Annotated in this window: 24 protein-coding genes and 1 pseudogene; 18 read left to right on the top strand and 7 right to left on the bottom strand. The window is 74.6% G+C overall.

Annotation, left to right across the window (positions count from 1 at the left end; translation table 11 throughout):
• Window positions 1-50: 50 nt before the first annotated feature.
• The 4 genes and pseudogenes from V1L54_RS29645 to V1L54_RS23040 form a co-directional block, all read left to right on the top strand.
• Window positions 51-557: pseudogene (locus V1L54_RS29645) on the top strand (ATP-binding cassette domain-containing protein); the annotation flags it as partial.
• A complete protein-coding gene (locus tag V1L54_RS29640) occupies window positions 546-926 on the top strand; it encodes an ATP-binding cassette domain-containing protein (protein ID WP_503676904.1) in 381 nt (126 codons plus the stop codon). The pseudogene V1L54_RS29645 and the gene V1L54_RS29640, both read left to right, overlap by 12 nt.
• Entirely contained in the window at window positions 923-1,771 is an 849-nt protein-coding gene (locus V1L54_RS23045) for an ABC transporter permease (protein WP_330120000.1), read from the top strand. Before V1L54_RS29640 ends, V1L54_RS23045 begins: the two co-directional genes overlap by 4 nt.
• Before the next feature lie 81 nt (window positions 1,772-1,852).
• Window positions 1,853-2,581 (top strand): hypothetical protein, encoded by a 729-nt coding sequence (locus tag V1L54_RS23040; RefSeq protein WP_330119999.1) that lies wholly within the window; start codon window positions 1,853-1,855, stop codon window positions 2,579-2,581.
• Between the two features lie 48 nt (window positions 2,582-2,629).
• On the opposite strand, the gene ybaK is transcribed toward V1L54_RS23040, so the two are convergent.
• The 3 genes from ybaK to V1L54_RS23025 form a co-directional block, all read right to left on the bottom strand.
• Window positions 2,630-3,130, bottom strand: a complete 501-nt coding sequence (gene ybaK, locus V1L54_RS23035; RefSeq protein ID WP_330119998.1) for a Cys-tRNA(Pro) deacylase — start codon at window positions 3,128-3,130, stop codon at window positions 2,630-2,632.
• 70 nt (window positions 3,131-3,200) lie between these two features.
• Window positions 3,201-3,956, bottom strand: coding sequence for an LON peptidase substrate-binding domain-containing protein (locus V1L54_RS23030; protein ID WP_330119997.1), 756 nt, complete (start codon window positions 3,954-3,956; stop codon window positions 3,201-3,203).
• Window positions 3,957-4,026: 70 nt separating this feature from the next.
• Window positions 4,027-5,646 carry an oxidoreductase gene (locus V1L54_RS23025; protein WP_330119996.1) on the bottom strand — a complete coding sequence of 540 codons (1,620 nt, stop codon included), beginning with the start codon at window positions 5,644-5,646 and terminating at the stop codon, window positions 4,027-4,029.
• Window positions 5,647-5,825: 179 nt separating this feature from the next.
• On the opposite strand from V1L54_RS23025, the gene hisD reads away from it, so the two are divergent.
• The 8 genes from hisD (at window position 5,826) to hisF (ending at window position 11,809) form a co-directional block, all read left to right on the top strand.
• Window positions 5,826-7,160 carry a histidinol dehydrogenase gene (gene hisD, locus V1L54_RS23020; protein ID WP_330119995.1) on the top strand — a complete coding sequence of 445 codons (1,335 nt, stop codon included), beginning with the start codon at window positions 5,826-5,828 and terminating at the stop codon, window positions 7,158-7,160.
• Window positions 7,157-8,272, top strand: coding sequence for a histidinol-phosphate transaminase (locus tag V1L54_RS23015; RefSeq protein WP_330119994.1), 1,116 nt, complete (start codon window positions 7,157-7,159; stop codon window positions 8,270-8,272). Before hisD ends, V1L54_RS23015 begins: the two co-directional genes overlap by 4 nt.
• On the top strand, window positions 8,269-8,859 hold the full coding sequence (hisB, locus tag V1L54_RS23010) for an imidazoleglycerol-phosphate dehydratase HisB (protein ID WP_330119993.1): 591 nt from the start codon (window positions 8,269-8,271) through the stop codon (window positions 8,857-8,859). Before V1L54_RS23015 ends, hisB begins: the two co-directional genes overlap by 4 nt.
• Window positions 8,856-9,020 (top strand): CG2302 family histidine operon protein, encoded by a 165-nt coding sequence (locus V1L54_RS23005; RefSeq protein WP_330119992.1) that lies wholly within the window; start codon window positions 8,856-8,858, stop codon window positions 9,018-9,020. Before hisB ends, V1L54_RS23005 begins: the two co-directional genes overlap by 4 nt.
• Window positions 9,021-9,120: 100 nt before the next feature.
• Entirely contained in the window at window positions 9,121-9,765 is a 645-nt protein-coding gene (gene hisH, locus V1L54_RS23000) for an imidazole glycerol phosphate synthase subunit HisH (RefSeq protein WP_330119991.1), read from the top strand.
• 112 nt (window positions 9,766-9,877) lie between these two features.
• Entirely contained in the window at window positions 9,878-10,609 is a 732-nt protein-coding gene (gene priA, locus V1L54_RS22995; RefSeq protein ID WP_330119990.1) for a bifunctional 1-(5-phosphoribosyl)-5-((5-phosphoribosylamino)methylideneamino)imidazole-4-carboxamide isomerase/phosphoribosylanthranilate isomerase PriA, read from the top strand.
• A complete protein-coding gene (locus V1L54_RS22990) occupies window positions 10,606-11,037 on the top strand; it encodes a RidA family protein (protein ID WP_330119989.1) in 432 nt (143 codons plus the stop codon). The genes priA and V1L54_RS22990 overlap by 4 nt, the downstream gene beginning before the upstream one ends.
• Window position 11,038: 1 nt before the next feature.
• A complete protein-coding gene (hisF, locus tag V1L54_RS22985; RefSeq protein WP_330120028.1) occupies window positions 11,039-11,809 on the top strand; it encodes an imidazole glycerol phosphate synthase subunit HisF in 771 nt (256 codons plus the stop codon).
• 50 nt (window positions 11,810-11,859) lie between these two features.
• Here hisF and V1L54_RS22980 read toward each other — a convergent pair whose 3' ends face one another.
• Both V1L54_RS22980 and V1L54_RS22975 read right to left on the bottom strand, forming a co-directional pair.
• Entirely contained in the window at window positions 11,860-12,579 is a 720-nt protein-coding gene (locus tag V1L54_RS22980; RefSeq protein WP_330119988.1) for an MBL fold metallo-hydrolase, read from the bottom strand.
• A 73-nt stretch (window positions 12,580-12,652) separates the two neighbouring features.
• Window positions 12,653-13,735 (bottom strand): inositol-3-phosphate synthase, encoded by a 1,083-nt coding sequence (locus V1L54_RS22975; RefSeq protein ID WP_330119987.1) that lies wholly within the window; start codon window positions 13,733-13,735, stop codon window positions 12,653-12,655.
• Between the two features lie 1,043 nt (window positions 13,736-14,778).
• Here V1L54_RS22975 and V1L54_RS22970 point away from each other — a divergent pair.
• The gene (locus tag V1L54_RS22970) at window positions 14,779-15,444 is read left to right on the top strand and encodes a response regulator (protein ID WP_330119986.1); all 666 of its coding nucleotides are present in this window, start codon (window positions 14,779-14,781) and stop codon (window positions 15,442-15,444) included.
• Between the two features lie 97 nt (window positions 15,445-15,541).
• Here V1L54_RS22970 and V1L54_RS22965 read toward each other — a convergent pair whose 3' ends face one another.
• Both V1L54_RS22965 and V1L54_RS22960 read right to left on the bottom strand, forming a co-directional pair.
• A complete protein-coding gene (locus tag V1L54_RS22965) occupies window positions 15,542-16,174 on the bottom strand; it encodes a TIGR03085 family metal-binding protein (protein WP_330119985.1) in 633 nt (210 codons plus the stop codon).
• Between the two features lie 48 nt (window positions 16,175-16,222).
• A complete protein-coding gene (locus tag V1L54_RS22960; protein ID WP_330119984.1) occupies window positions 16,223-17,095 on the bottom strand; it encodes a hypothetical protein in 873 nt (290 codons plus the stop codon).
• Between the two features lie 158 nt (window positions 17,096-17,253).
• Between V1L54_RS22960 and hisI the strand changes: the two genes are divergently transcribed.
• The 5 genes from hisI (at window position 17,254) to trpC (ending at window position 21,396) form a co-directional block, all read left to right on the top strand.
• Window positions 17,254-17,670, top strand: a complete 417-nt coding sequence (gene hisI, locus V1L54_RS22955) for a phosphoribosyl-AMP cyclohydrolase (protein WP_330119983.1) — start codon at window positions 17,254-17,256, stop codon at window positions 17,668-17,670.
• On the top strand, window positions 17,667-19,226 hold the full coding sequence (locus V1L54_RS22950) for an anthranilate synthase component I (protein WP_330119982.1): 1,560 nt from the start codon (window positions 17,667-17,669) through the stop codon (window positions 19,224-19,226). Before hisI ends, V1L54_RS22950 begins: the two co-directional genes overlap by 4 nt.
• Window positions 19,223-19,939, top strand: coding sequence for a TIGR02234 family membrane protein (locus tag V1L54_RS22945; protein WP_330119981.1), 717 nt, complete (start codon window positions 19,223-19,225; stop codon window positions 19,937-19,939). The genes V1L54_RS22950 and V1L54_RS22945 overlap by 4 nt, the downstream gene beginning before the upstream one ends.
• A 47-nt stretch (window positions 19,940-19,986) precedes the next feature.
• Window positions 19,987-20,226, top strand: coding sequence for an HGxxPAAW family protein (locus tag V1L54_RS22940; protein WP_330119980.1), 240 nt, complete (start codon window positions 19,987-19,989; stop codon window positions 20,224-20,226).
• 363 nt (window positions 20,227-20,589) lie between these two features.
• Window positions 20,590-21,396: an indole-3-glycerol phosphate synthase TrpC gene (gene trpC / locus V1L54_RS22935; protein ID WP_330119979.1), complete on the top strand. Its 807-nt coding sequence runs from the start codon at window positions 20,590-20,592 to the stop codon at window positions 21,394-21,396.
• The last annotated feature ends 4 nt before the right edge of the window (window positions 21,397-21,400 follow it).

Here is a 21,400-nt window from a genome sequence, read left to right as displayed (position 1 = left end):
GGCGCCGCGGCGCCCCGGGCACCCCCGCCGTACGCGCCAGCGACGGTGTCAGCCTCACCGTGCGGCACGGCGAGATCTTCGGCCTGCTCGGCCCGAACGGTGCGGGGAAGTCCACCCTGGTGCGGCAGCTCACCGGGCTGCTCCGGCCCGACGCCGGGGGCATCGACGTCCTGGGCCACGATCTGGTGCGCCACCCGAGGCGGGCGGCCCGGCTGCTGGCCTACCTCGGGCAGGAGTCCACCGCGCTGGACGAGCTGACCGTGACGCTGGCGGCCGAGACCACCGGGCGGCTGCGCGGCCTGGCCGCCGCCGCCGCGCGCCGCGAGTGCGACACCGTCCTGGACGAGCTGAACCTGGGGCCGCTGGCGGACCGTCCGCTGAGGCGGCTCTCCGGCGGCCAGCGGCGGCTCGCCTGCGTGGCGGCGGCGCTGGTGGGGGAGCGGCCCCTGCTGGTGCTGGACGAGCCGACGACCGGCATGGACCCCGTGGCGCGGCGCGCGGTGTGGTCCGCGATCGACCGGCGGCGCGCCGAGCACGGCGCCACGGTGGTCCTGGTGACCCACAACGTCATCGAGGCCGAACTCGTCCTGGACCGGGTCGCGGTGCTGGACCGCGGCCGGGTGATCGCCTGTGACACCCCGGCCGGCCTGAAGGCGGTGGTCGGCGAGGACGTGCGGCTGGAGCTGGTGTGGCGGGACCGCCCGCCGCTGGAGCTGCCCGAGGTGGCGGCCCTGCACCGGTCCGCCGCGACGGCCGGCCGCCGCTGGACGCTGCGGCTTCCCCAGCAGGACGCCCGGGCGGCGGTCGCCGCCGTCACCGGCGGCCCGGCGTTCGCCGCGCTGGACGACTTCACGCTGGCCACCCCGAGCCTGGAGGACGTCTACCTGGCGCTCGGCGGACACACGGAAGGACTGGTGAAGGCGTGAGCACCTCCGCGGCGCGGACCGCGCCGCCCGGCGGGCCGGCCGGGCAGGAGCCGGGGGAGCCCGGGGAGGCGGGCGGGCCGGCCGCCGCCCCGCTCGCCGACGGCGCGGGCCTGTGGTCCGGTCTGGCGGCCGTCTACCGGGCGCAGCTCTCCCGGGCCCGGGTGGCCCGTATCCCGCTGCTGTTCGTGGCCACCTTCCAGTCGATCGGGATCATGGTCCTGATGCGGGGCGTCGTGGACGCCGGCCCCGGCGACGAGGCGCGGGCCGTGGTGGCGGGCTCCAGCGTGCTGGTGGTCGCCTTCGTCGCGCTCAACCTGCTGGCCCAGTACTTCGGCCGGCTGCGCGCCTCCGGCGGCCTGGACCACTACGCCACCCTGCCGGTGCCGCCCGCGGCGGTGGTACTGGGCACGGCGGGCGCGTACGCCTCCTTCACCCTGCCCGGCACGGCGGTCACCGCCGTGACCGGCGCGCTGCTCTACGGCCTTCCGCTGGACGGGCTGTGGCTGCTGGCGGCGGTGGTGCCGCTGGTCGGCGCGGCGCTCGCCGGGCTCGGCGCGGCCCTGGGGCTGCTCGCGCCCCGTCAGGAGATCGCCACCCTCTGCGGGCAGCTGGGCATGTCCGCCGCGCTGCTGCTGGGCGTCCTGCCCGCCTCGGGACTGCCGGAGCCGGTGCGCGGGCTGCGGGACCTGCTGCCCTCCACCTACGGTGTGGAGGCGCTGGCGGCCGTGCTCGGGCCCCGGCCGCACTGGCCCTCCGTGGTCGCCGACCTCGGGGTGTGCGTCGCGGTCGGCGCCGTGACCCTGGCCGCCGCCACCTGGGCGTACCGGCGCGCGGCGGTGCGCTGAACCCCGCGGCCGCGCCGTTCCGGCGTGCCACTCGTACGGCCTGCCCGTCGAACCGGTGACCGAACCTGGCACGATGGCAGGGTGACCGCACCGACGCCTCCTCCTTCCCATCACGGCCCCTCCCGGGACTACGACCCGTGGACGTCCCCGCCGCCCGGCGCCGCGGCGTCCGGCGGACCCGGTGACACGGGCGGGCCCGGCCCGGGCGGGGAAACCGGCGGACTGCGCCGGTCCGGTGCGGAGACCGGTGGCGTCGAGGTCCGGCGGGAGGTGCGCGACGCCGTGCCGGTGGCGGTCGCGGTGGCCGTCGCCGGCGTGGCGCTCGGTCTGCTGTGGCTGTGGCTCGCCCCGCGGATCCCGCTGGTCTCCGACGGCACTGCCGTCTACCTCCGCGACTCCGAGGGCGAGGAGACGGTCGGCGCCGACGGCACGTTCGTGCTGCTGGCCCTGGGCGTCGGGGCGCTGACCGGGGCCGCGGTCTTCCTCGCCCGGCGCCGGGGCGGCATCGGCACGGTGATCGGGCTGGCGCTCGGCGCGGTGCTCGGCTCGGTGCTGGCCTGGCGGCTGGGCGTCCAGCTCGGACCGGAGCAGGACGTGGTGGCCCGGGCCGGGGAGGTGGGCAGGGGGGAGGTCTTCGACGCCCCGCTGGAGCTGAAGGCCAAGGGCGCCCTGCTGGCCTGGCCGTTCGCCGCGCTGCTGGTGCACCTGGGACTCACGGCCCTGTTCGGGCCCCGTGACCCCGGCCCCGAGCCGTTCCCCCACCCGGGGTGGGGGCCGCCGCCGGGGAGCGGGGCACCGGGCAAGGAGTAGCGCCCTCCGGGGGCGGGACCCGTACCGGCCGGGGCCCGCCCGGCAGACCTACCCGCGGGCGACCGGTGCCGTCACCGCGCCGGTGAGCCGGACCAGGTCGGCGGGCGCCAGCTCGATCTCCAGGCCCCGGCGCCCGGCCGAGACGCAGACCGTCCCGTACCGCTGGGCGGAGGCGTCCACGACGGTCGGCAGCGCCCTGCGCTGGCCCAGGGGGGAGATCCCGCCGCGTACGTAGCCGGTGGCGCGCTCGGCGGCGGCCGGGTCCGCCATCGAGGCCCGCTTGCCGCCGACGGCCGACGCCAGCGCCTTGAGGTCCAGCGAGCCGGAGACGGGGACGACCGCGACGGTCAGCACGCCGTCGACCTCCGCCACCAGGGTCTTGAAGACCCGCTCCGGACCGACTCCGAGCGCCTCGGCTGCCTCCTCGCCGTAGGAGGGGCTCGCCGGGTCGTGCTCGTAGGAGTGGAGGGTGAAGGACACCCCCGCCTTCGTGGCGGCCACGGTGGCGGGGGTGCCGCCGGAGCCGGTCCGCTGCTTCTTCCTGGCCAATGTCGTCTCGCTGTGTCTCGGGCCGCCGGACGGCCGCGCCGGGCCGGTGGGCACCGCCACGGCCCGGAGCTCAGTTCGGGCTGGTCGGCAGGCGGGTGAGCTCCGCCGCCGGAACCGAGGGGAGCCTACCGATCAGCGCCGTCTCGCGCCGCAGAATTCTCAGCTCCTCCGCCAGCCGCGTGGCGGTGTCCGGGGCCTGCAGGAGCCGCTGCTTGGTCGGGGTGTCCAGCACGGTCGCGGCGGCGACCAGATAGGACACCACCGACGGCTCGTCCGGCAGCTCCTGGCCGCCGGCCAGAGTCCGCTCCCGGGCACCGGCGAGCTGCTTCTGGTAGGCGCGGAACGCCCGCAGCACCCCGGAGGCGAGCGCGCCCGCGCCCTCCCCGACCTCCTCCGTCAGCTCCTCGACCTCGGCGACCAGATACGGCCCCGAGGCGTCGACGGACCGCAGCCGGAAGCGGGTGGTGCCGGTGGCGAGCACCTCGTAGCCGTCGCCCTCCCCGTCCTCCTCGGGGCGCTCGCGGATCGTCGAGGCGTCGGCGACGCAGCCCACGGAGTGGAAGGCCCGTATCGGATCCGGTCCGAAGCCCGCCGCCGGGCCGGCCTCGGAGAGGGCGGTGGGGTCCGGCATCCCGGTCGCGGTCGGCGCGACCTCGCGGCCGTCCCGGATGGCGACCACCCCGAAGCGGCGCGGCTCGTCCTCCGGAATCCGGAGCAGCTCGCGCATCAGCGCGCGGTAGCGCTGCTCGAACACGTTCAGCGGCAGCACCAGCCCGGGGAACAGCACGGTGTTGAGGGGAAACAGCGGTAGGCGAGTGGTGGTCACAGTCCGCAGCCTAAGGCCCATCAAGACGTGTTCGGTGGTCGGCCGGTCCGGTGGACGTCCCGGCGCGGTCTCACTGCCGCCGCAGCAGCCTGGTGGCCCCGGCGGCGACCGTGGTGGCCAGCACCCAGCCCAGCAGGATCAGGGCCGTGGTCGTCCACTGGGCGGCGCCGTCGGTCTTCCACTGGCCGGACTGGCCGAGATCGATCACCGGCAGCAGCAGGTCCAGGACGTACAGGGGAGCGCTCCAGTACGGCGACTCCCCCGGTCTGAGCGGCTCCGGCGGACGCCGGGCGAAGTACAGCGTCCCCGAGGCCCACACCACCGCCATCCACAGCGCGGCCTGCCCCGGCCGGTAGCCGTACGCCACCGTCCAGTCCTGCAGATAGCCCCACAGTTTCGCGGCCGGCGGGAGCGTCTCGCGGCGGCGGCGCTGCTTCTCCAGCAGGACGGCGCGCGCGTCGGCGTCCTCCCCGCTGTTGCGCATCACGGTCGCCAGCTGCTCGTAGGGCTCCGGCGCGTACTCGGGGGTCGCCGTCGCCAGCCACTGGATGCGCTGGGCGAGGGTGAACCGCCCGCGCGGGATCAGGTTCTGGTAGGTGAACCCGGCCATCCACAGCCCGTCCTCCACCGGCCAGCTCTCCACCCGGTCCACCAGGTTGTCCACCGACGCCCCCGCCAGCACCACCCGGCCGTCCGCGGGCCGCTCGGGGGTGAAGCACAGCTCCGGGGTCTGGACGCGGCGCAGCGACAGCTCCTGGTCGTGCTCCAGGTGGAAGCGGGCCTCGTCCAGCACGAGGGAGTCCCCGAACTTCCCGTCGTCCAGCTTCATCCCGCCGGTGCACTCGAAGGGCTTGGCGCGCCGCACCGCGTGGCTGTGCCCGTCCGGCGGCGGCCAGGCGGTGCCGTCGGGCGGGGTGGAGCCGTGGACGACCGGCAGCTCGCGCGGGCCGGAGGAGGCGAAGTGCGCGAAGTGCTCGACCGTCATCTGCGGGGCGTACAGCGCGTACTGCCCGCTGCCGCGGCGCAGCACGCTGCCGTACATGAACAGCGAGCCGCCTATCTCCGCCCCCCGCAGGCCCACCTCGCCGGTCGCCAGCACCAGGCTGGCCTGCAGATCCTGCGCGACCTGGATCCCGTCGGCGGAGAACGACCGCATGCGGTGCCCGCTGCCGACCGTCATCTCGTTCAGCAGCAGGTCCGTGCCGATGGAGGCGTCGGTGAGCCGCACGCCCCCGGGAACGGTGCAGCGCGGCAGATGGAGATCGCCCTCGGTGCTCATCCGGGAGGCCTCCAGCCGGGGTATGTGGCAGTCGATCAGCCGGGCCGTCACCAGCCGGCACTCGTGCAGCAGCACCTCCTCCTCGAAACGGCACTGCTTGAACTCGACGTACGGCTCGACCGTGCCCCCGGACAGGTCCAGCTTCCCGGTGACGTACGCGCCGGTCAGCTGGAGCGAGGCGACCCGGCCGAGCAGCGGCGACGGCCCGTGCAGCAGCAACAGGGCGACGACCCGGGCCCGCACCGTCCGCCGCGGCCCCCACTCGTGGTCCCCGTTGGGATCGTCCAGCTCCGGCGCGCCGGAGCGCAGATCGTGCTCGCTGCCGTTGCGGAAGGCCTGCCACATGCCCCACTCGGCGGTGGTCAGCCGCAGTCCGGCGGGCGGGTCCCCGCTGTCCAGAGGCTCGCTCACAACCGCTCTCTCCCCTCGTCTCCCCCCGGATCACAGAAGTCACTGGGTGACTGCTCGGACGCTATCGGTCAGCACTGACAGGATTCCCCCTCCCGGCTCGTCCGTATCACGCACTGATACGGCGGGCCGGGCACCTGATCCGGTCTGAGACACTGGGACACGTGCTTCGATCCGTATCCATGACCCGACTCGACCTGCGCGGACGCGACCTCGCCGCGGACGGGGTCGACCGGGGGCTGCTGCCCCGAGCCGAACTCGACGTCGAGGCCGCCCTGGAGAAGGTGCGGCCGATCTGCGAGGCCGTGCACCATCGCGGCACGGCGGCGGTGATCGAGTACAACGAGCGCTTCGACGGCGTGCGCCTGGAGCGCGTACGGGTCCCGGCCGCCGCGATCGAGAAGGCCCTGGAGGAGCTGGACCCGGCGGTGCGCGAGGCGCTGGAGGAGTCGATCCGCCGCGCCCGGACCGTCCACCGCGACCAGCGGCGCGCCGACTCCACCGTCCGCGTCGTCCCCGGCGGCACCGTCACCGAGCGGTGGGTGCCGGTCGAGCGGGTGGGCCTGTACGTGCCCGGCGGGCAGGCCGTCTACCCCTCGTCCGTGGTGATGAACGTCGTGCCCGCGCAGGAGGCCGAGGTCGGTTCGCTGGCCGTCGCCTCGCCCCCGCAGAAGGGCCTCCCCGGGCACTGGGCGGCCGGGCTGCCGCACCCCACGATCCTGGCCGCCTGCGCCCTGCTGGGCGTCGAGGAGGTGTACGCCGCCGGCGGCGCCCAGGCGATCGCCATGTTCGCCTACGGCACCGAGGAGTGCGCTCCCGCGCAGCTGGTCACCGGCCCCGGCAACATCTGGGTCGCCGCCGCCAAGCGCCTGCTCAAGGGCCGCATCGGCATCGACTCCGAGGCCGGCCCGACCGAGATCGCGATCCTCGCCGACGACACCGCCGACCCCCGCCACGTCGCCGCCGACCTGATCAGCCAGGCCGAGCACGACACCCTGGCCGCCGCCGTCCTGGTCACCCCCTCCGAGGCGCTGGCCGACGCCGTCGACTCCGAGCTGACCGTGCAGGTGGCCGCCACCCGGCACACCGGGCGCATCACCGAGGCGCTGGCCGGGCGGCAGTCCGGCACCATCCTGGTGGACGACCTGGACCAGGGCCTGGCCGTGGTGGACGCCTACGCCGCCGAGCACCTGGAGATCCAGACCGAGAACGCCGCCGCGGTCGCCGCCCGGGTCCGCAACGCGGGCGCGGTCTTCGTCGGCCCCTGGGCCCCGGTCTCCCTCGGCGACTACTGCGCCGGCTCCAACCACGTGCTGCCCACCGGCGGCTGCGCCTGCCACTCCTCCGGGCTGTCCGTGCAGTCCTTCCTGCGCGGCATCCACGTCGTGGACTACACCCGCGACGCGCTGGCCGACGTGGCCCGCCACGTGGTCGTCCTGGCGGAGGCCGAGGACCTGCCCGCGCACGGGGCGGCCCTCAAGGCGAGGTTCGACTGGAAGGTGCCCCAGGGGAAGTGACCGGCATCGACGACCTGCCCATCCGGGACGAACTGCGCGGCAAGTCCCCCTACGGGGCGCCCCAGCTGGACGTGCCCGTACGGCTGAACACCAACGAGAACCCCTACCCGCTGCCCGAGGCGCTGGTGGCCCGGATCGCCGAGCGCGTCACCGAGGCCGCCCGGCACCTCAACCGCTACCCCGACCGGGACGCGCTGGAACTGCGCGGCGAGCTGGCCCGCTACCTCACCCGCACCGCCGGGTACGAGCTCGCGGCGGAGAACGTCTGGGCCGCCAACGGCTCCAACGAGGTCCTCCAGCAGCTCCTCCAGGCCTTCGGCGGCCCGGGCCGCACCGCGCTCGGCTTCGAGCCCTCGTACTCGATGCACGCCCTGATCGCCCGCGGCACCGGCACCGGCTGGCTCTCCGGGCCGCGCGAGGAGGACTTCCGCATCGACGTGGCGGCGGCACGGGCGGTCATCGCCGAGCGCCGGCCGCACGTGGTCTTCGTCTGCTCGCCCAACAACCCCACCGGCACGGCCGTCGGGGCCGACACCGTACTGGCCCTGTACGAGGCGGCGCAGGCGGCCCGGCCCTCGCTGGTGGTCGTCGACGAGGCGTACGGCGAGTTCAGCCACCGGCCCTCGCTGCTGCCGCTGCTCGACGGCCGCCCGAACCTGGTGGTCTCGCGCACCATGTCCAAGGCGTTCGGCGCCGCCGGACTGCGGCTGGGCTACCTCGCCGCCGCCCCGGCCGTCGTCGGCGCCGTCCAGCTGGTGCGCCTGCCGTACCACCTGTCCGCCGTCACCCAGGCCACCGCCCTGGCCGCCCTGGAACACACCGGCACCCTGCTCGGTTACGTGGAGCAGCTGAAGGCCGAACGGGACCGGCTGGTGACCGAGCTGCGCGCCATGGGCTGCGAGGTCACCGACTCCGACGCCAACTTCGTGCAGTTCGGCCGGTTCGACGGCCCCGGCGGCGCCCACGCCGTCTGGCAGGCCCTGCTGGAGCGGGGCGTCCTGGTCCGGGACAACGGGGTACCGGGCCGGCTGCGGGTCACCGCGGGCACCCCGGCCGAGAACGACGCGTTCCTCGACGCGATGCGCGCAGTACTGAAGGAGAGCAACCGATGAGCCGTGTGGGACGCGTCGAGCGCACCACCAAGGAGACCTCCGTCCTCGTCGAGATCGACCTCGACGGCACCGGAAGGGCCGACGTGTCGACCGGGGTCGGCTTCTACGACCACATGCTCGACCAGCTCGGCCGCCACGGGCTGTTCGACCTCACCGTCAAGACCGAGGGCGACCTGCACATCGACAGCCACCACACCATCGAGGACAGCGCGCTGGCCCTGGGCGCCGCCTTCCGGCAGGCCCTGGGCGACAAGCGCGGCATCGTCCGCTTCGCCAATGCCTCGGTACCGCTGGACGAGTCCCTCGCCCAGGTCACCGTGGACCTGTCGGGGCGCCCCTACCTGGTGCACTCCGAGCCGGAGAACATGGCGCCGATGATCGGCTCCTACGACACCACGATGACCCGGCACATCCTGGAGTCGTTCGTGGCGCAGGCCCAGATCGCCCTGCACGTCCACGTCCCCTACGGGCGCAACGCGCACCACATCGTGGAGTGCCAGTTCAAGGCGCTCGCCCGGGCGCTGCGCTACGCGAGCGAGCCCGACCCGCGCCAGAAGGAGATCCCCTCCACCAAGGGCGCGCTGTGAACGGCCCCTCCATCCTGCTGATCTTCGTGGGGCTCTTCCTGCTCGGCGGTGCCGTCTCCTTCTGGAAACAGCAGATGCCCAGGGGGGTCATCGCCCTGCTCGGCATCGGAGCGGCCCTGTCCCTGCTCGCCGGAGTCCTGCGTCTGGAGGTGTGGTCGTGACGGAGAGGCAGAAGCCCCCCACCGGGGTGACCGTTCTGCTGGGCATCGTCGGCGCCGTGGTCCTGGTGGCGGCGGTCGTGAACGTGGCGGGAGCGTGGTGATGGCGGAGAGGAACAAACGGGTCGTCGTCTTCGACTACGGCTTCGGCAACATCCGCTCGGCCGAGCGCGCGCTGGCCCGGGCCGGAGCGGAGGTGGAGATCACCCGCGACTACGACGCCGCGATGAACGCCGACGGGCTGCTCGTCCCCGGTGTCGGCGCGTTCGCCGCCTGCATGGCCGGACTCCGCCGGGCCCGCGGCGACTGGGTCGTGGAACGCCGGCTGGCCGGCGGACGCCCGGTGCTGGGCATCTGCGTCGGCATGCAGATCCTCTTCGGCCGGGGCATCGAGCACGGTGTGGAGGCCGAGGGCCTGGCCGAGTGGCCCGGCACGGTCGGCCCGCTCAAGGCGGACGTCGTGCCGCACATGGGCTGGAACACCGTCGAGGCGCCCGCGGACTCGAAGCTCTTCGCGGGCCTGTCCGCCGACGCCCGCTACTACTTCGTGCACTCCTACGCCGTGCGCGAGTGGGAGCTGACGGCCACCAACCCGGCCATGCCCGCCCCGAAGGTCACCTGGGCCACCCACGGGGAGCGCTTCGTCGCCGCCGTGGAGAACGGCCCGCTGTGGGCCACCCAGTTCCACCCCGAGAAGTCCGGCGACGCGGGCGCGCGGCTGCTGGCCAACTGGATCGACACCCTCTAGCCTCCGGCAGGCACCGACACCGCTCCCGACACGGCCTCCGGCAGGAGCCGGCGGCCCCGGCCGCTCACGCGGACCGCTCCAGCAGACCGACCAGGACCGAGGACCACCCCTGATGAGTACCGACCGTCTCGAACTCCTCCCCGCCGTCGACGTCCGGGCCGGACAGGCCGTCCGGCTCGTCCACGGCGAGTCCGGCACCGAGACCTCCTACGGTGATCCGCTGGACGCCGCCCTGGCCTGGCAGCGGGCCGGTGCCGAGTGGCTGCACCTGGTGGACCTCGACGCGGCCTTCGGCACCGGGGACAACCGCGAGCGGATCGCCGAGGTCGTCCGCGCCATGGACCTCAGGGTCGAGCTCTCCGGCGGCATCCGCGACGACGACTCGCTGGCCGCCGCGCTGGCCACCGGCTGCACCCGGGTGAACCTGGGCACCGCCGCCCTGGAGAGCCCCGAGTGGGTCGCCAAGGTGATCGCCGAGCACGGCGAGAAGATCGCCGTCGGGCTGGACGTGCGCGGCACCACCCTGCGCGGCCGCGGCTGGACCAGGGACGGCGGCGACCTCTACGAGACGCTGGAGCGGCTCGACGCCGAGGGCTGCGCCCGCTACGTCGTCACCGACATCGCCAAGGACGGCACCCTCCAGGGGCCCAATCTGGAACTGCTGGAGAACGTCTGCGCCGCCACCGACCGCCCGGTCGTCGCCTCCGGCGGCGTCTCCTCCCTCGACGACCTCAGAGCGATCGCCTCCCTGGTGCCGCGGGGGGTAGAGGGGGCCATCGTGGGCAAGGCCCTGTACGCCAAGGCGTTCACGCTGGAGGAGGCACTGGAGGCGGTCTCCCGATGACGGATCCGGCGGCGGGGCCCGCGGCGGTGGAGCGGATCCGCTCCGACAGCCCCTGGGAGGACGAGATCGGCTTCGCGCGGGCCGTCGCGGTCGGCGACCGGGTCCTCGTCGCGGGGACGATGCCGCTGGCCGGCGGCGTGGTGCACGGCGAGGGCGATCCGTACCTCCAGACGAGGACGGCGTTCACCAACGCCCTGGCCGCGCTGGAACGGTTCGGCCTGGGCGCCGACTCCGTCATCCGCACCCGCATGTACATAACCCACGCGCGCGACGTGGAGGACGTGGGCCGCGCCCACCGGGAGATCTTCGGCTCCGTCCGCCCCGTCGCGACGCTCGTGGTGGTCTCCGGCTTCGTCGACTCGCGGGTACTGGTCGAGGTGGAGATCGAGGCGTTCCGCCCGGTGGGCCCGGCGAAGGAGAGTGTCTGAGGTGTCCCTGGCCGTACGAGTCATCCCCTGCCTGGACGTGGACGGCGGCCGGGTCGTCAAGGGGGTCAACTTCCAGAACCTGCGCGACGCGGGCGACCCGGTCGAGATGGCGAAGGTGTACGACGCGGAGGGCGCCGACGAGCTGACCTTCCTCGACATCACCGCCTCCTCCGGGGACCGCGAGACCACCTACGACGTGGTGCGCCGCACCGCCGAGCAGGTCTTCATCCCGCTGACGGTGGGCGGCGGCGTGCGCAGCACCGAGGACGTGGACCGGCTGCTGCGGGCCGGCGCGGACAAGGTGGGCGTCAACACCGCCGCCATCGCCCGCCCGGAGCTGATCCGGGAGATCGCCGAGCGCTTCGGCAGCCAGGTGCTGGTGCTGTCGGTCGACGCCCGCCGCTGCCCCGAGGGCACGGTGACGCCCTCCGGCTTCGAGGTCACCACCCACGGCGGCCGGCGCGGAACGGGCATCGACGCGGTGGAGTGGGCGCACCGGGCGGCCGGGCTGGGCGCCGGGGAGATCCTGCTCAACTCCATGGACGCCGACGGCACCAGGGACGGCTACGACATCGCCATGATCGGCGCGGTCCGCGAGCACGTCACCATCCCGGTGATCGCATCCGGCGGCGCCGGACGGCTGGCCGACTTCCCCCCGGCGGTGTCGGCCGGCGCGGACGCGGTGCTCGCCGCGAGCGTCTTCCACTTCGGTGACCTGCGCATCGGCCAGGTCAAGGGCACCCTGCGGGAGGCCGGCCACCCGGTGCGCTGAGACGGTGCGCTCCGGGCGTCCGGCCGACGGATGCCCGCGGAACACCGGCGTCAGGGGCCCGGCAGACCGGCCGCCGCCTTCCGCAGCACCGCCCCGGCGCCGTGGGGAATCGGCTCCCCGTGCCCGAAGCAGGCGGTCTCCGTATCCAGGGCGGCCAGCCGGCGGAACGACGCCGACAGGCGGGCGCGGTCCAGGTTGAACACCCCCGGCATGGTGGCGCCCCCGACGTTGGCGGCGGTGTCCCCGGTGAACAGCACACCGCCGCCCGCGGGCAGAAGGAGCGCGATACTGCCGTCGGTGTGGCCGGGAACGGCCACCACCCGGGCGCCACCGCCGAAGTCCAGCACGTCGCCGTCCTCCAACTCGCGGTCGACACGGCACGGCGGGGCCGGGGGCAGCGCGGGCAGGTTCTCGAACAGCTCGCGCTCCCAGTCGGGCGCGCCGGCCAGGTCCGGCGGCGGGCCCGGCGCCTCGCCGCGGATCACGGGCGCCTCCAGCCGGTGCGCCATGACCGTCGCCCCGGTGGTCTCCGCGAGCTCGGCGGCGCCCCCGGTGTGGTCCTCGTGGAAGTGGGTCAGGACCACACGGTCCAGCTCCCCCGGCGTGTGGCCCAGCTCCCGTACGGCGTCGAGGACGGCCGGCCCGGAACCGGCGGTGCCGGTGTCGATCAGGGTCAGCGAGCCGGGCTCGTGCCACAGATACGCCTGGCCGACGGTGAAGACGAGCATGTGCAGGCCGGGCAGCACCCGGGTGACCTCGGTGAGCTCCATGCCGGAGAACCTATGTGCGGCGCCCCGCGCGCGCCGCACCGTCCGCTGTCGGCGTGACCGGTGCCGCCGGGCCTCACGCGGGTACGCGCAGCCCGTGCGCCCACTCGACCAGCGTCGCGTACTGCTCGGCCGGCGCGGCCCGGTCCCCGCCGGAGGGGCCGCCGGGCAGGGGGTCGCCGAAGAAGAACGCCAGCTGGGGCACCGGGCCCTGGACACCCGCCCGGTCGGCCAGCGCCATGAGCCGGGCCAGATCGAGCGCCAGGGGGGCGACCAGGGCGGGTTCGCAGCCCTGCCAGGCCAGCCGCAGGGTCATCTGGGTGCCCAGGAAGCCCTCGAAGAGCACCCGGTCCACCCGGTCCGGCGGGCCGTCGCCCGCACCGTCCCCGCCGCCCGGGCAGGTGCCGGACCAGGACCGGACGGCCAGCGCCCGCTGGGTGAACATGGGGGCCAGCACCGACCTCAGCAGGGTCTCGCCGGTCCTGACCGCGCTGCCCGCGTACGGCAGCCCCCGCTCGGCGGCCAGTTCCCGCAGGGCCGGGAGCCGCAGGTCCGCCGACGCGGTGAGGTCCACGTAGGAGCAGTCCGCCCGCAGCGCGGCGCAGGCGTACAGCGAGCCGTCCGGCAGGACGCTCTCCCCGGACGCCAGCGCGCGCCGCAGCTCGGGCAGCGAGAGGCGCGCCGGGCACCGTGCCGCGGCCGGGGCGGTGGAGGAGACGTCGAGCACGACGACGCGTTCCAGGCTCCACCGGCGCCGGAAGGACACCAGGTCGTCGGTGAGTCCGCGGACCGCCTCCAGCTGGTCGAACGGGCCGTCCGCCCCGGTCACCCCGGGGCGGATCTCCTTCTCGGCGGCCAGCAGTTCCCCGCGCACCAGACGGGGCAGGCCCGGCGGCAGGACACCTTCCCCCACCAGCCGCTCCGCCCGCTCCGGGAGGCTGGTCCGGGCGATGTCGTGTCCGCCGAAGACCAGCTCGTCGAAGCGCGGCAGGTCCAGGGGGAGGAACTCGCGCCGTGCGGTGACGCACCCCGTGGGCCGTACCAGCCCCGCGCTCAGTGCCGCAGCGCCCGCGATCGCGGTGGCCGCCACCGCGCCGCGCGCGCCCACCAGCCAGACACCGGTGGCGCCCCGCCCGCCGTACGCCTGCCAGGCCGTCACCGCGTCTCCTCTCCCCGGTGGGTCCGGAGCCGGCCGGTGTTGCGGTTGCCATGCCGGGCAAAGCATCCGCGAAAACACCGGTGAATCTCGTTGGACTGTTTCGGACCCTCGCCCGGCCGGCGGTGGACGGAGTGATTGACCGGCCTGTTCCCGGCCCCGGACCGGCAGCGTCCGCCGGGCTTTACGGGCGGCGGGTGGAGGACGGCGGCCGGTCCGGTGCCCACCGGCCAATCCACGGATCCCGCGCCTGTCCGTGAAAGATGCCTCCGGTCGGCAGCGCACACCATGTGTTTTCCCTTCGGGGTGGGAACGGCTCGGAGGGCGACGCCGCCGAGGGCTTCCGGAACCCGTCGGTCCAACGGCCTCCGGACGTGCCGGACATCTTCAACGTAGGAGGTCCGTTGTCCCGGTTTCGTGGGAGCCAAGTCCCGTGAAGTCCCGGGTGGCACGGCCGTACGGTGCGGATCGGCCCAGGACCAGCACGTGGTGGGCCCTCCGCCGACGCCTTACGGGTAACCATCGTTTCTCGCCACTTCCGGGGAGGCGGCGAACGGCCGTCACGGCTCGCTTTCACATGTAAACCCGGTGTGATGCCCAGGAGAAATGCCTGGTCAGTCGTGCCGACGGGTGGCCGAATCCATGCCTTCGGAAAGCGCTTTGGCTGTATTAGTGTTCGAGGATCAGCGGGAATTGGGGGAAATCTTCATGGCGACGCCGGGGGGCCGCGGAGTCGAGCGGACCGGATGCGGGGAAGCGGCGCCGGGGAGTGGGTCACCGGGTCGGAGAGCGGAACCCGAATCGTTCAAAGCAAAAACAGTGAGGCGTTCACCGATGACCGACGAGGTGATGAGAGGCGGCCGGGCAAGACGCGAAATGCGTACCCCATCGGCTCTCCGGAGCGAATACGGAATTTCCGGTAGGGAAGAGAAGGGCGAGGGACGGGCCCGCGCTCCGCGCGGCACGCCCGCGACCGTAACCGCGGACGTGCCGGTCCGTCCGCCGCTTCCGCGCGGCGGGCGGACCGTGCGGTCCCGGGAGCGGCCATGACGAGGATCCGGGTCTTCCTCGTCGACGACCACCCGATGTTCCGGGCCGGGGCCCGCCACGCCGTCGAGGGCGCGGCCGACATGGAGGTCGTGGGGGAGGCGGCCACCGGGGAGGAGACGATCCGGGCCCTGGGCGGGGGAGAGGTGACCGCGGATGTCGTCCTGATGGATCTCGGCCTGCCCGACCGTTCGGGGGCCGAGGTCGCCCGGCTGCTCATCTCCGCACCGCGGAGCGGGGGACCGGCGCCCCGGGTGCTGATCCTGTCGGCGCTGGAGGAGGACGACGCGGTGATATCGGCACTCCGCGCCGGGGCGCGTGGCTATGTGGTCAAGGACGCGCCCCGCGAGGAGCTGCTGAGAGCGGTGCGCACGGTCGCCGGCGGCGGGGCGGTGTTCAGCCCCTTCGTCGCGGACCGGCTGAGCGACTACTTCGCCGCGGTCCACGACATGCCCGGCCGGGTGGCCTTCCCCCAGCTCACCAACCGCGAGCGGCAGGTTCTCGAGCTGCTCGCCCGGGGCTACGGCAACCGGCGGATCGCCCGGGAGCTGGTCCTGTCGGACAAGACCGTCCGCAACCACATCTCCCACGTCTTCGCCAAACTCCAGGTGACCGACCGGATGGCCGCCGCCGCCCGGGCCCGCGAGGCCGGGCTGGGCGGCTGAGCCCCGGACCGGGGTGAGCTGCGGCGGACGGCACCGGCGGGGGAGCCGGGCGGCGGCGGGGAGGCGCGGAACGCGCCGCCCTCACCGGCCCCGGCGCTCACATGCCCGTCTTGGCCTCGCGGGCGCGCGCGACGGCCTCCTCGTCGCCCGCCGTCTCCACCCGTGCCGAGTCCTGGCGCCCGGAGACGAAGAGGAGCAGTTCACCGGGCTCGCCCGTGACGGTCACGACCGGGGTGCCCTTGCGGGCCACCACCACCTGGCCGTTGGGCCGCCGCAGGACCAGGCCGACCGGGAACCGGCGCCCGTAGAGCCGGGCGGTGGTCTCCAGCCGCTTCCACAGGGTGTCGGCGAAGACCGGGTCGATCTCGCGCGGTGTCCAGTCGGGCTGGGCACGGCGGACGTCCTCGCCGTGGATGAAGAACTCGACGGTGTTGGCCGCCTCGTCGACCTGCTTGAGGTTGAAGGGCGACACCCGCGGCGGACCGGTGCGGATGAGCTGGATCAGCTCCTCGTAGGGCTTGGCCGCGAACTCCTCCAGCACCCGTTCCATCCGGGGCTGGAGGGCCTTGACGACCAGCGCGCCGGCCGCGTCCGCGCGCCGCTCGCGCACCACGACATGGGCGGCCAGTTCACGAGTCCGCCACCCCTCGCACAGGGTGGGTGCCTCGGGGCCCGCACTCTCCAACAGATCGGCAAGCAGAAGGCGTTCGCGCCTGGCGTGGGTTGACATACGGCCAGCCTACGGCCGGGCGCCGACCCACGCCACGCGCCGCACCGGTCACTTGGGCAGCGGTGCGGTCAGCTTCGGACCGTCCAGCTTGTTGCTGAGCGTCAGCGAGCAGGAGATCTGGTCCTCCCCGCGGATCTGGTACGTGGCCAGCGCCGGGTAGATCGCGTAGTAGTAGTACGTCCTGCCGTCCGGCGGCATCTTCCGCAGCCGCTTCTCGGCGTCCGCCTTGCACAGCTCCAGGACCTTCGCCTGCAGCTGGGCCTCACTGGCGAAGGTGCCGGAGAGGGTCTCGTTGGCGATCACCTCGCCGTTGTGCGGCTTGCTGCAGGACCGCTCCTCGACCTCCGTGACCCCGCTGCTCAGCGACGGGTGGTCGAAGCAGGTGCCCGGTTCGAGCACGACGTACGGGACCAGGTCGCTGGGCCTGGTGTTCGGCGAGAAGCTCGGCGAGGGTATCTCCACGTCGAGGCTCGGCAGAGCCGTCGGGTCGCTGCCGGGGTCCGCCGAGGGACTGGCGGTGTCGGCCGAGGCGCTGGGCGAGCTCGACGGCCTGGCCTCGTCGCCTTTTCCGTCGTCGCCGTCTCCACCGGTGGACACCAGGACGCCGCCGACGATCAGGCCGGCCACGACCACCGCGGCGATGATGATCGCGGCGACCTTCCCCCCGTTGCCCCCGCCGCCTCCGCCCGGCGGGGGTGGGAAGGGACCGCCCGGACCACCGGGGCCGCCGGGGCCGTAGCCGCCGGGCTGACCGGGGCCGCCCGGCGGACCGGGGTAGCCGTAACCGTCGGGCGGGCCCGGGTAGCCGTAGCCGCCCGCGGGCGGGCCGGGCTGCTCGGGCGGACCGAAGCCCTGGGGCGGACCGAAACCGCCACCTGGGCCGGGATTGTGCGCGCTGTTGGGCGGCGGTGGATAGCTCATGGCCGACAGAATGCCGTACGCTGCCGACCCGCGAAGCCCCGGGTGCGTCACAACACTGACACAGCCCGGCAACCGCGGGCACGGCCCCGGCACCCGGAACGTCCGGGCCGGTCACCGGGCTGTCGCGGGGTACCGCGCGGGGGCGGCACAATGGCCCCATGCCCCGATCCCCGCTCGACCCAGCAGTGGCCGCCCGCCTCAAGCGGAACCCGGACGGCCTGATCCCCGCCGTCGCCCAGCAGTACGACACCGGAGAGGTGCTGATGCTGGGCTGGATGGACGACGAGGCGCTGCACCGCACCCTCACCACCGGCCGCTGCACGTACTGGAGCCGCAGCCGGGGCGAGTACTGGGTCAAGGGAGACACCTCGGGGCACGTCCAGCATGTGAAGTCCGTGGCCCTGGACTGCGACGGGGACACCGTTCTGGTCCGGGTCGACCAGGTGGGGGCCGCCTGCCACACCGGCGACCGGACCTGCTTCGACGCCGGTGAACTGCCGCTGCGGGGCCCGGCGGACCGCGACCGGGAACAGGGCCGGGAACAGGGCCGGGAAGAGGAGAGCCACCCCGTATGACCACCCCAGGCACCGACTCCGGTACCGCGCCCGGCGCCACCCCGGACATCGAGACCTTCCGCACCCTCGCCAAGGACCGCCGCGTCATCCCCGTCGTCCGGCGCCTGCTGGCGGACGGGGACACCCCCGTCGGGCTCTACCGCAAGCTTGCCGCCGGCCGTCCCGGCACCTTCCTGCTGGAGTCCGCGGCCGGGGGCGGCGGGGGAGGCCAGACCTGGTCGCGCTACTCCTTCGTGGGGGTGCGGACCTCCGCGGCCCTCACCGTCCGCGACGGACAGGCCCACTGGCTGGGCACCCCACCGGTCGGCGTCCCCACCGGCGGAGACCCCCTGGCGGCGCTGCGCGCCACCGTCGAGGCCCTGCACACCCCGCGGGACCTGCACCGCGGTGCCGAACTGCCGCCCTTCACCGGCGGCCTGGTCGGCTATCTCGGCTACGACGTCGTGCGGCGCCTGGAGCGCATCGGCGACAGCACCCGTGACGACCTGGGGCTGCCCGAGCTGACCATGATGCTCACCTCCGACCTCGCGGTCCTCGACCACCGTGACGGGACGGTGCTGCTGATCGCCAACGCCATCAACCACAACGACCTGGACACCGGGGTGGACGAGGCGTACGCCGGCGCGGTGCGGCGGCTGGAAGCCATGGCCGCCGATCTGGAGCGGCCCGTGCCCGGCGGCGCCGCCCCGCTGCCGCCCGCCGAGCTGCCCGGGTACACGGCGCGCTGGGGCGGGGCCGCCTACCGGACGGCCGTCGAGGACATCAAGGAGCGCATCCGCGCGGGCGAGGCGTTCCAGGTGGTGCCCTCCCAGCGGTTCGAGGCGCCCTGCCCGGCCGACGCGCTCGACGTCTACCGGGTCCTGCGCGCCACCAACCCCAGCCCGTACATGTACCTGCTGCGCTTCGACGGCTTCGACGTGGTCGGCTCCAGCCCCGAGGCCCTGGTCAAGGTCGAGGACGGGCGCGCCATGATGCACCCCATCGCCGGCACCCGCCCGCGCGGCGCCACCCCGGTCGAGGACGCCGCGCTCGCCGAGGAACTGCTGGCCGACCCCAAGGAGCGCGCCGAGCACCTGATGCTCGTCGACCTGGGCCGCAACGACCTGGGCCGGGTCTGCGAGCCCGGCAGCGTCGAGGTGGTCGACTTCATGTCCGTCGAGCGCTACAGCCATGTCATGCACATCGTCTCCACGGTGACCGGACGGCTGGCGGAGGGCCGCACCGCCTTCGACGCGCTCACCGCCTGCTTCCCGGCCGGCACGCTCTCGGGCGCGCCCAAGCCGCGCGCCCTGCAGATCATCGAGGAGCTGGAGCCGACCCGGCGCGGCCTGTACGGCGGCTGCGTCGGCTACCTCGACTTCGCGGGTGACGCCGACACCGCCATCGCCATCCGCACCGCCCTGCTGCGCGACGGGACGGCCTACGTCCAGGCGGGCGCCGGGGTGGTCGCCGACTCCGACCCGGCGGCGGAGGACACCGAGTGCCGCAACAAGGCGGCGGCGGTGCTCAGGGCGGTGCGCACCGCCGGACGGCTCGGCGGTAGCGTGGGGGAGTGACTTCCCGGCCCCCTCTCCGCGCCTCCCGCTCCTCCGGCGAGCCCGCCGCGGACGCCGCCGCGCCCGCCGCCCGCCGGGCGCTCGCCGCCGCGACGGCCTGCGGAGCGCTCGGCGCCGCCGCGGTCCTGGTGGCCTCGGGGCGGGTCTGGGCGGAGGGCACCGCCGCCCTTCCCCAGGGCGAGATCCCCGTACGGGTCACCGGCAGCGAGGTGACCGCGCTGCCCAGCGCCCTGGCCCTGGTCGGGCTGGCCGCGCTGGTCGCCGTCTTCGCCGTCCGCCGCACCGGCCGGACGGTCGTCGCCGCCCTGCTGGCCCTGTGCGGCGCGGGCACCGCCGCCGCCGCACTCGTCCCCGCGGTCTCCGCCGACGGCGGCGGGGCCCTGGAGGAGGCGGCGGCCGAGGCCACCGGACTGGCCGGGGGGACGGTCGAGGCCGTCTCCTTCGGCGGGTGGCCCTTCGTCGCGGCCTTCGGCGGGCTCCTGCTGCTGGCGGCCGGTGCGCTGGCACTGCGCCACGGGCGCTCCTGGCCCGCGATGTCCGGCCGTCACGAGCGGACGGCGGGCGCGTCCCCGGCGGCCGGGGGGGCCGCCCGCCCGGGCAGGCGGGCCGCGGCCGGCCGGTCCGGCCCCGGCCCGGAACGGCCCGAGGAACTGTGGAAGGCCCTGGACAGGGGAGAGGACCCCACCGCCGGGGACGGCACCGACCGCCCCTGACACAATGGCCGGTGAGCCACCCGGACAGTACCTGTGAGGAGCACTCAATGGCGGGCAACAACCACGGACACACTCCTGCCGCCTGGACCGGCGTCACCATCGCGTTCATCGGCTTCTGCGTCGCCTCGGCCTTCACCGTGATGGCCGAGCCGGTCGGTTTCTGGGTCGGGGTCGCCATCACTCTTCTCGGGGCCGTCGCCGGACTGGTGATGCGCTCGATAGGGATGGGCCAGCCGGAGCAGGAGCAGGGCCGGCAGACCGAGCCGAAGGACCGGGTGGAGGCGTAGGTGCCGGCCCGCCGGGAGGCGGCGTCCCGGCGTGACGGAGGCGCGGTGCGGACGGCGCACCGCGCCTCCGCCGTGCCGGGACGCCGCCTCCCGCGGATCCCACCGGGTCCCGCGAGGTCCTGCCGGATTCCTCCCGGCCCGTCCCCGGCGCCGTCCCGCCACTTCCGCCGGCCGCGGAGGGCCGGTACGGGACGGCGCGGTACTGTCCGGTACTGCCCGGTATGTGGGACCGGGAGCGCCCGGATGCGGGGCCCGGGGCCGGAGCCGGATACCATCGCAGTGCGTGACAGCGTGACCGAAGGTGCCCAGACCAGCCCCGCGCCCGGCGCAGGGACCGAGCCAGCCAGGAAGGGGGCCGCTCGCGTGAGCGTGCTCGACGAGATCATCGACGGGGTCCGCGCCGACCTCGCCGAGCGGCAGGCGCGTGTCGGCCTTGACGAGCTCAAGGAGCGTGCGGCCGGTGCGCCGCGGGTGCGCGACGCTCTGGCCGCCCTGCGGGGTGAGGGCGTCAAGGTGATCTGCGAGGTCAAGCGGTCCAGCCCGTCCAAGGGCGCGCTGGCCGCCATCGCCGACCCGGCGGGGCTCGCCGCCGACTACGAGGCGGGCGGCGCGGCGGCCATCTCGGTGCTGACCGAGCAGCGGCGGTTCGGCGGGTCGCTGGCCGATCTGGAGGCGGTACGCGCCCGGGTGGACGTGCCCGTCCTGCGCAAGGACTTCGTCGTCACCTCCTACCAGCTGTGGGAGGCACGGGCGTACGGGGCGGACCTCGTCCTGCTGATCGTCGCCGCGCTCGAACAGGAGGCGCTGGTGTCGCTGGTGGAACGGGCCGAGTCGATCGGCCTGACCCCGCTGGTGGAGGTGCACGACGAGGACGAGGTGGAGCGGGCCGTGGCCGCCGGGGCGAAGGTCATCGGCGTCAACGCCCGCAACCTGAAGACCCTGGAGGTGGACCGGGGCACCTTCACCCGGGTGGCCCCCGAGATCCCCGAGGGCATCGTCAGGATCGCCGAGTCGGGGGTGCGCGGCCCGCACGATCTGATCGCCTACGCCAACGAGGGCGCGGACGCGGTGCTGGTGGGGGAGTCGCTGGTCACCGGCAAGGACCCGAAGGCCGCCGTCGCCGACCTGGTCGCGGCCGGCGCCCACCCCGCCCTGCGGCACGGGAACTGAGACG

The sequence above is a fragment of the Streptomyces rubellus genome, assembly GCF_036323805.1.
Taxonomy (GTDB): Bacteria; Actinomycetota; Actinomycetes; order Streptomycetales; family Streptomycetaceae; genus Streptomyces.
The sequence above is the reverse complement of the archived record's forward strand: the minus strand, read 5'-3'. Positions and strand labels throughout refer to the sequence as shown.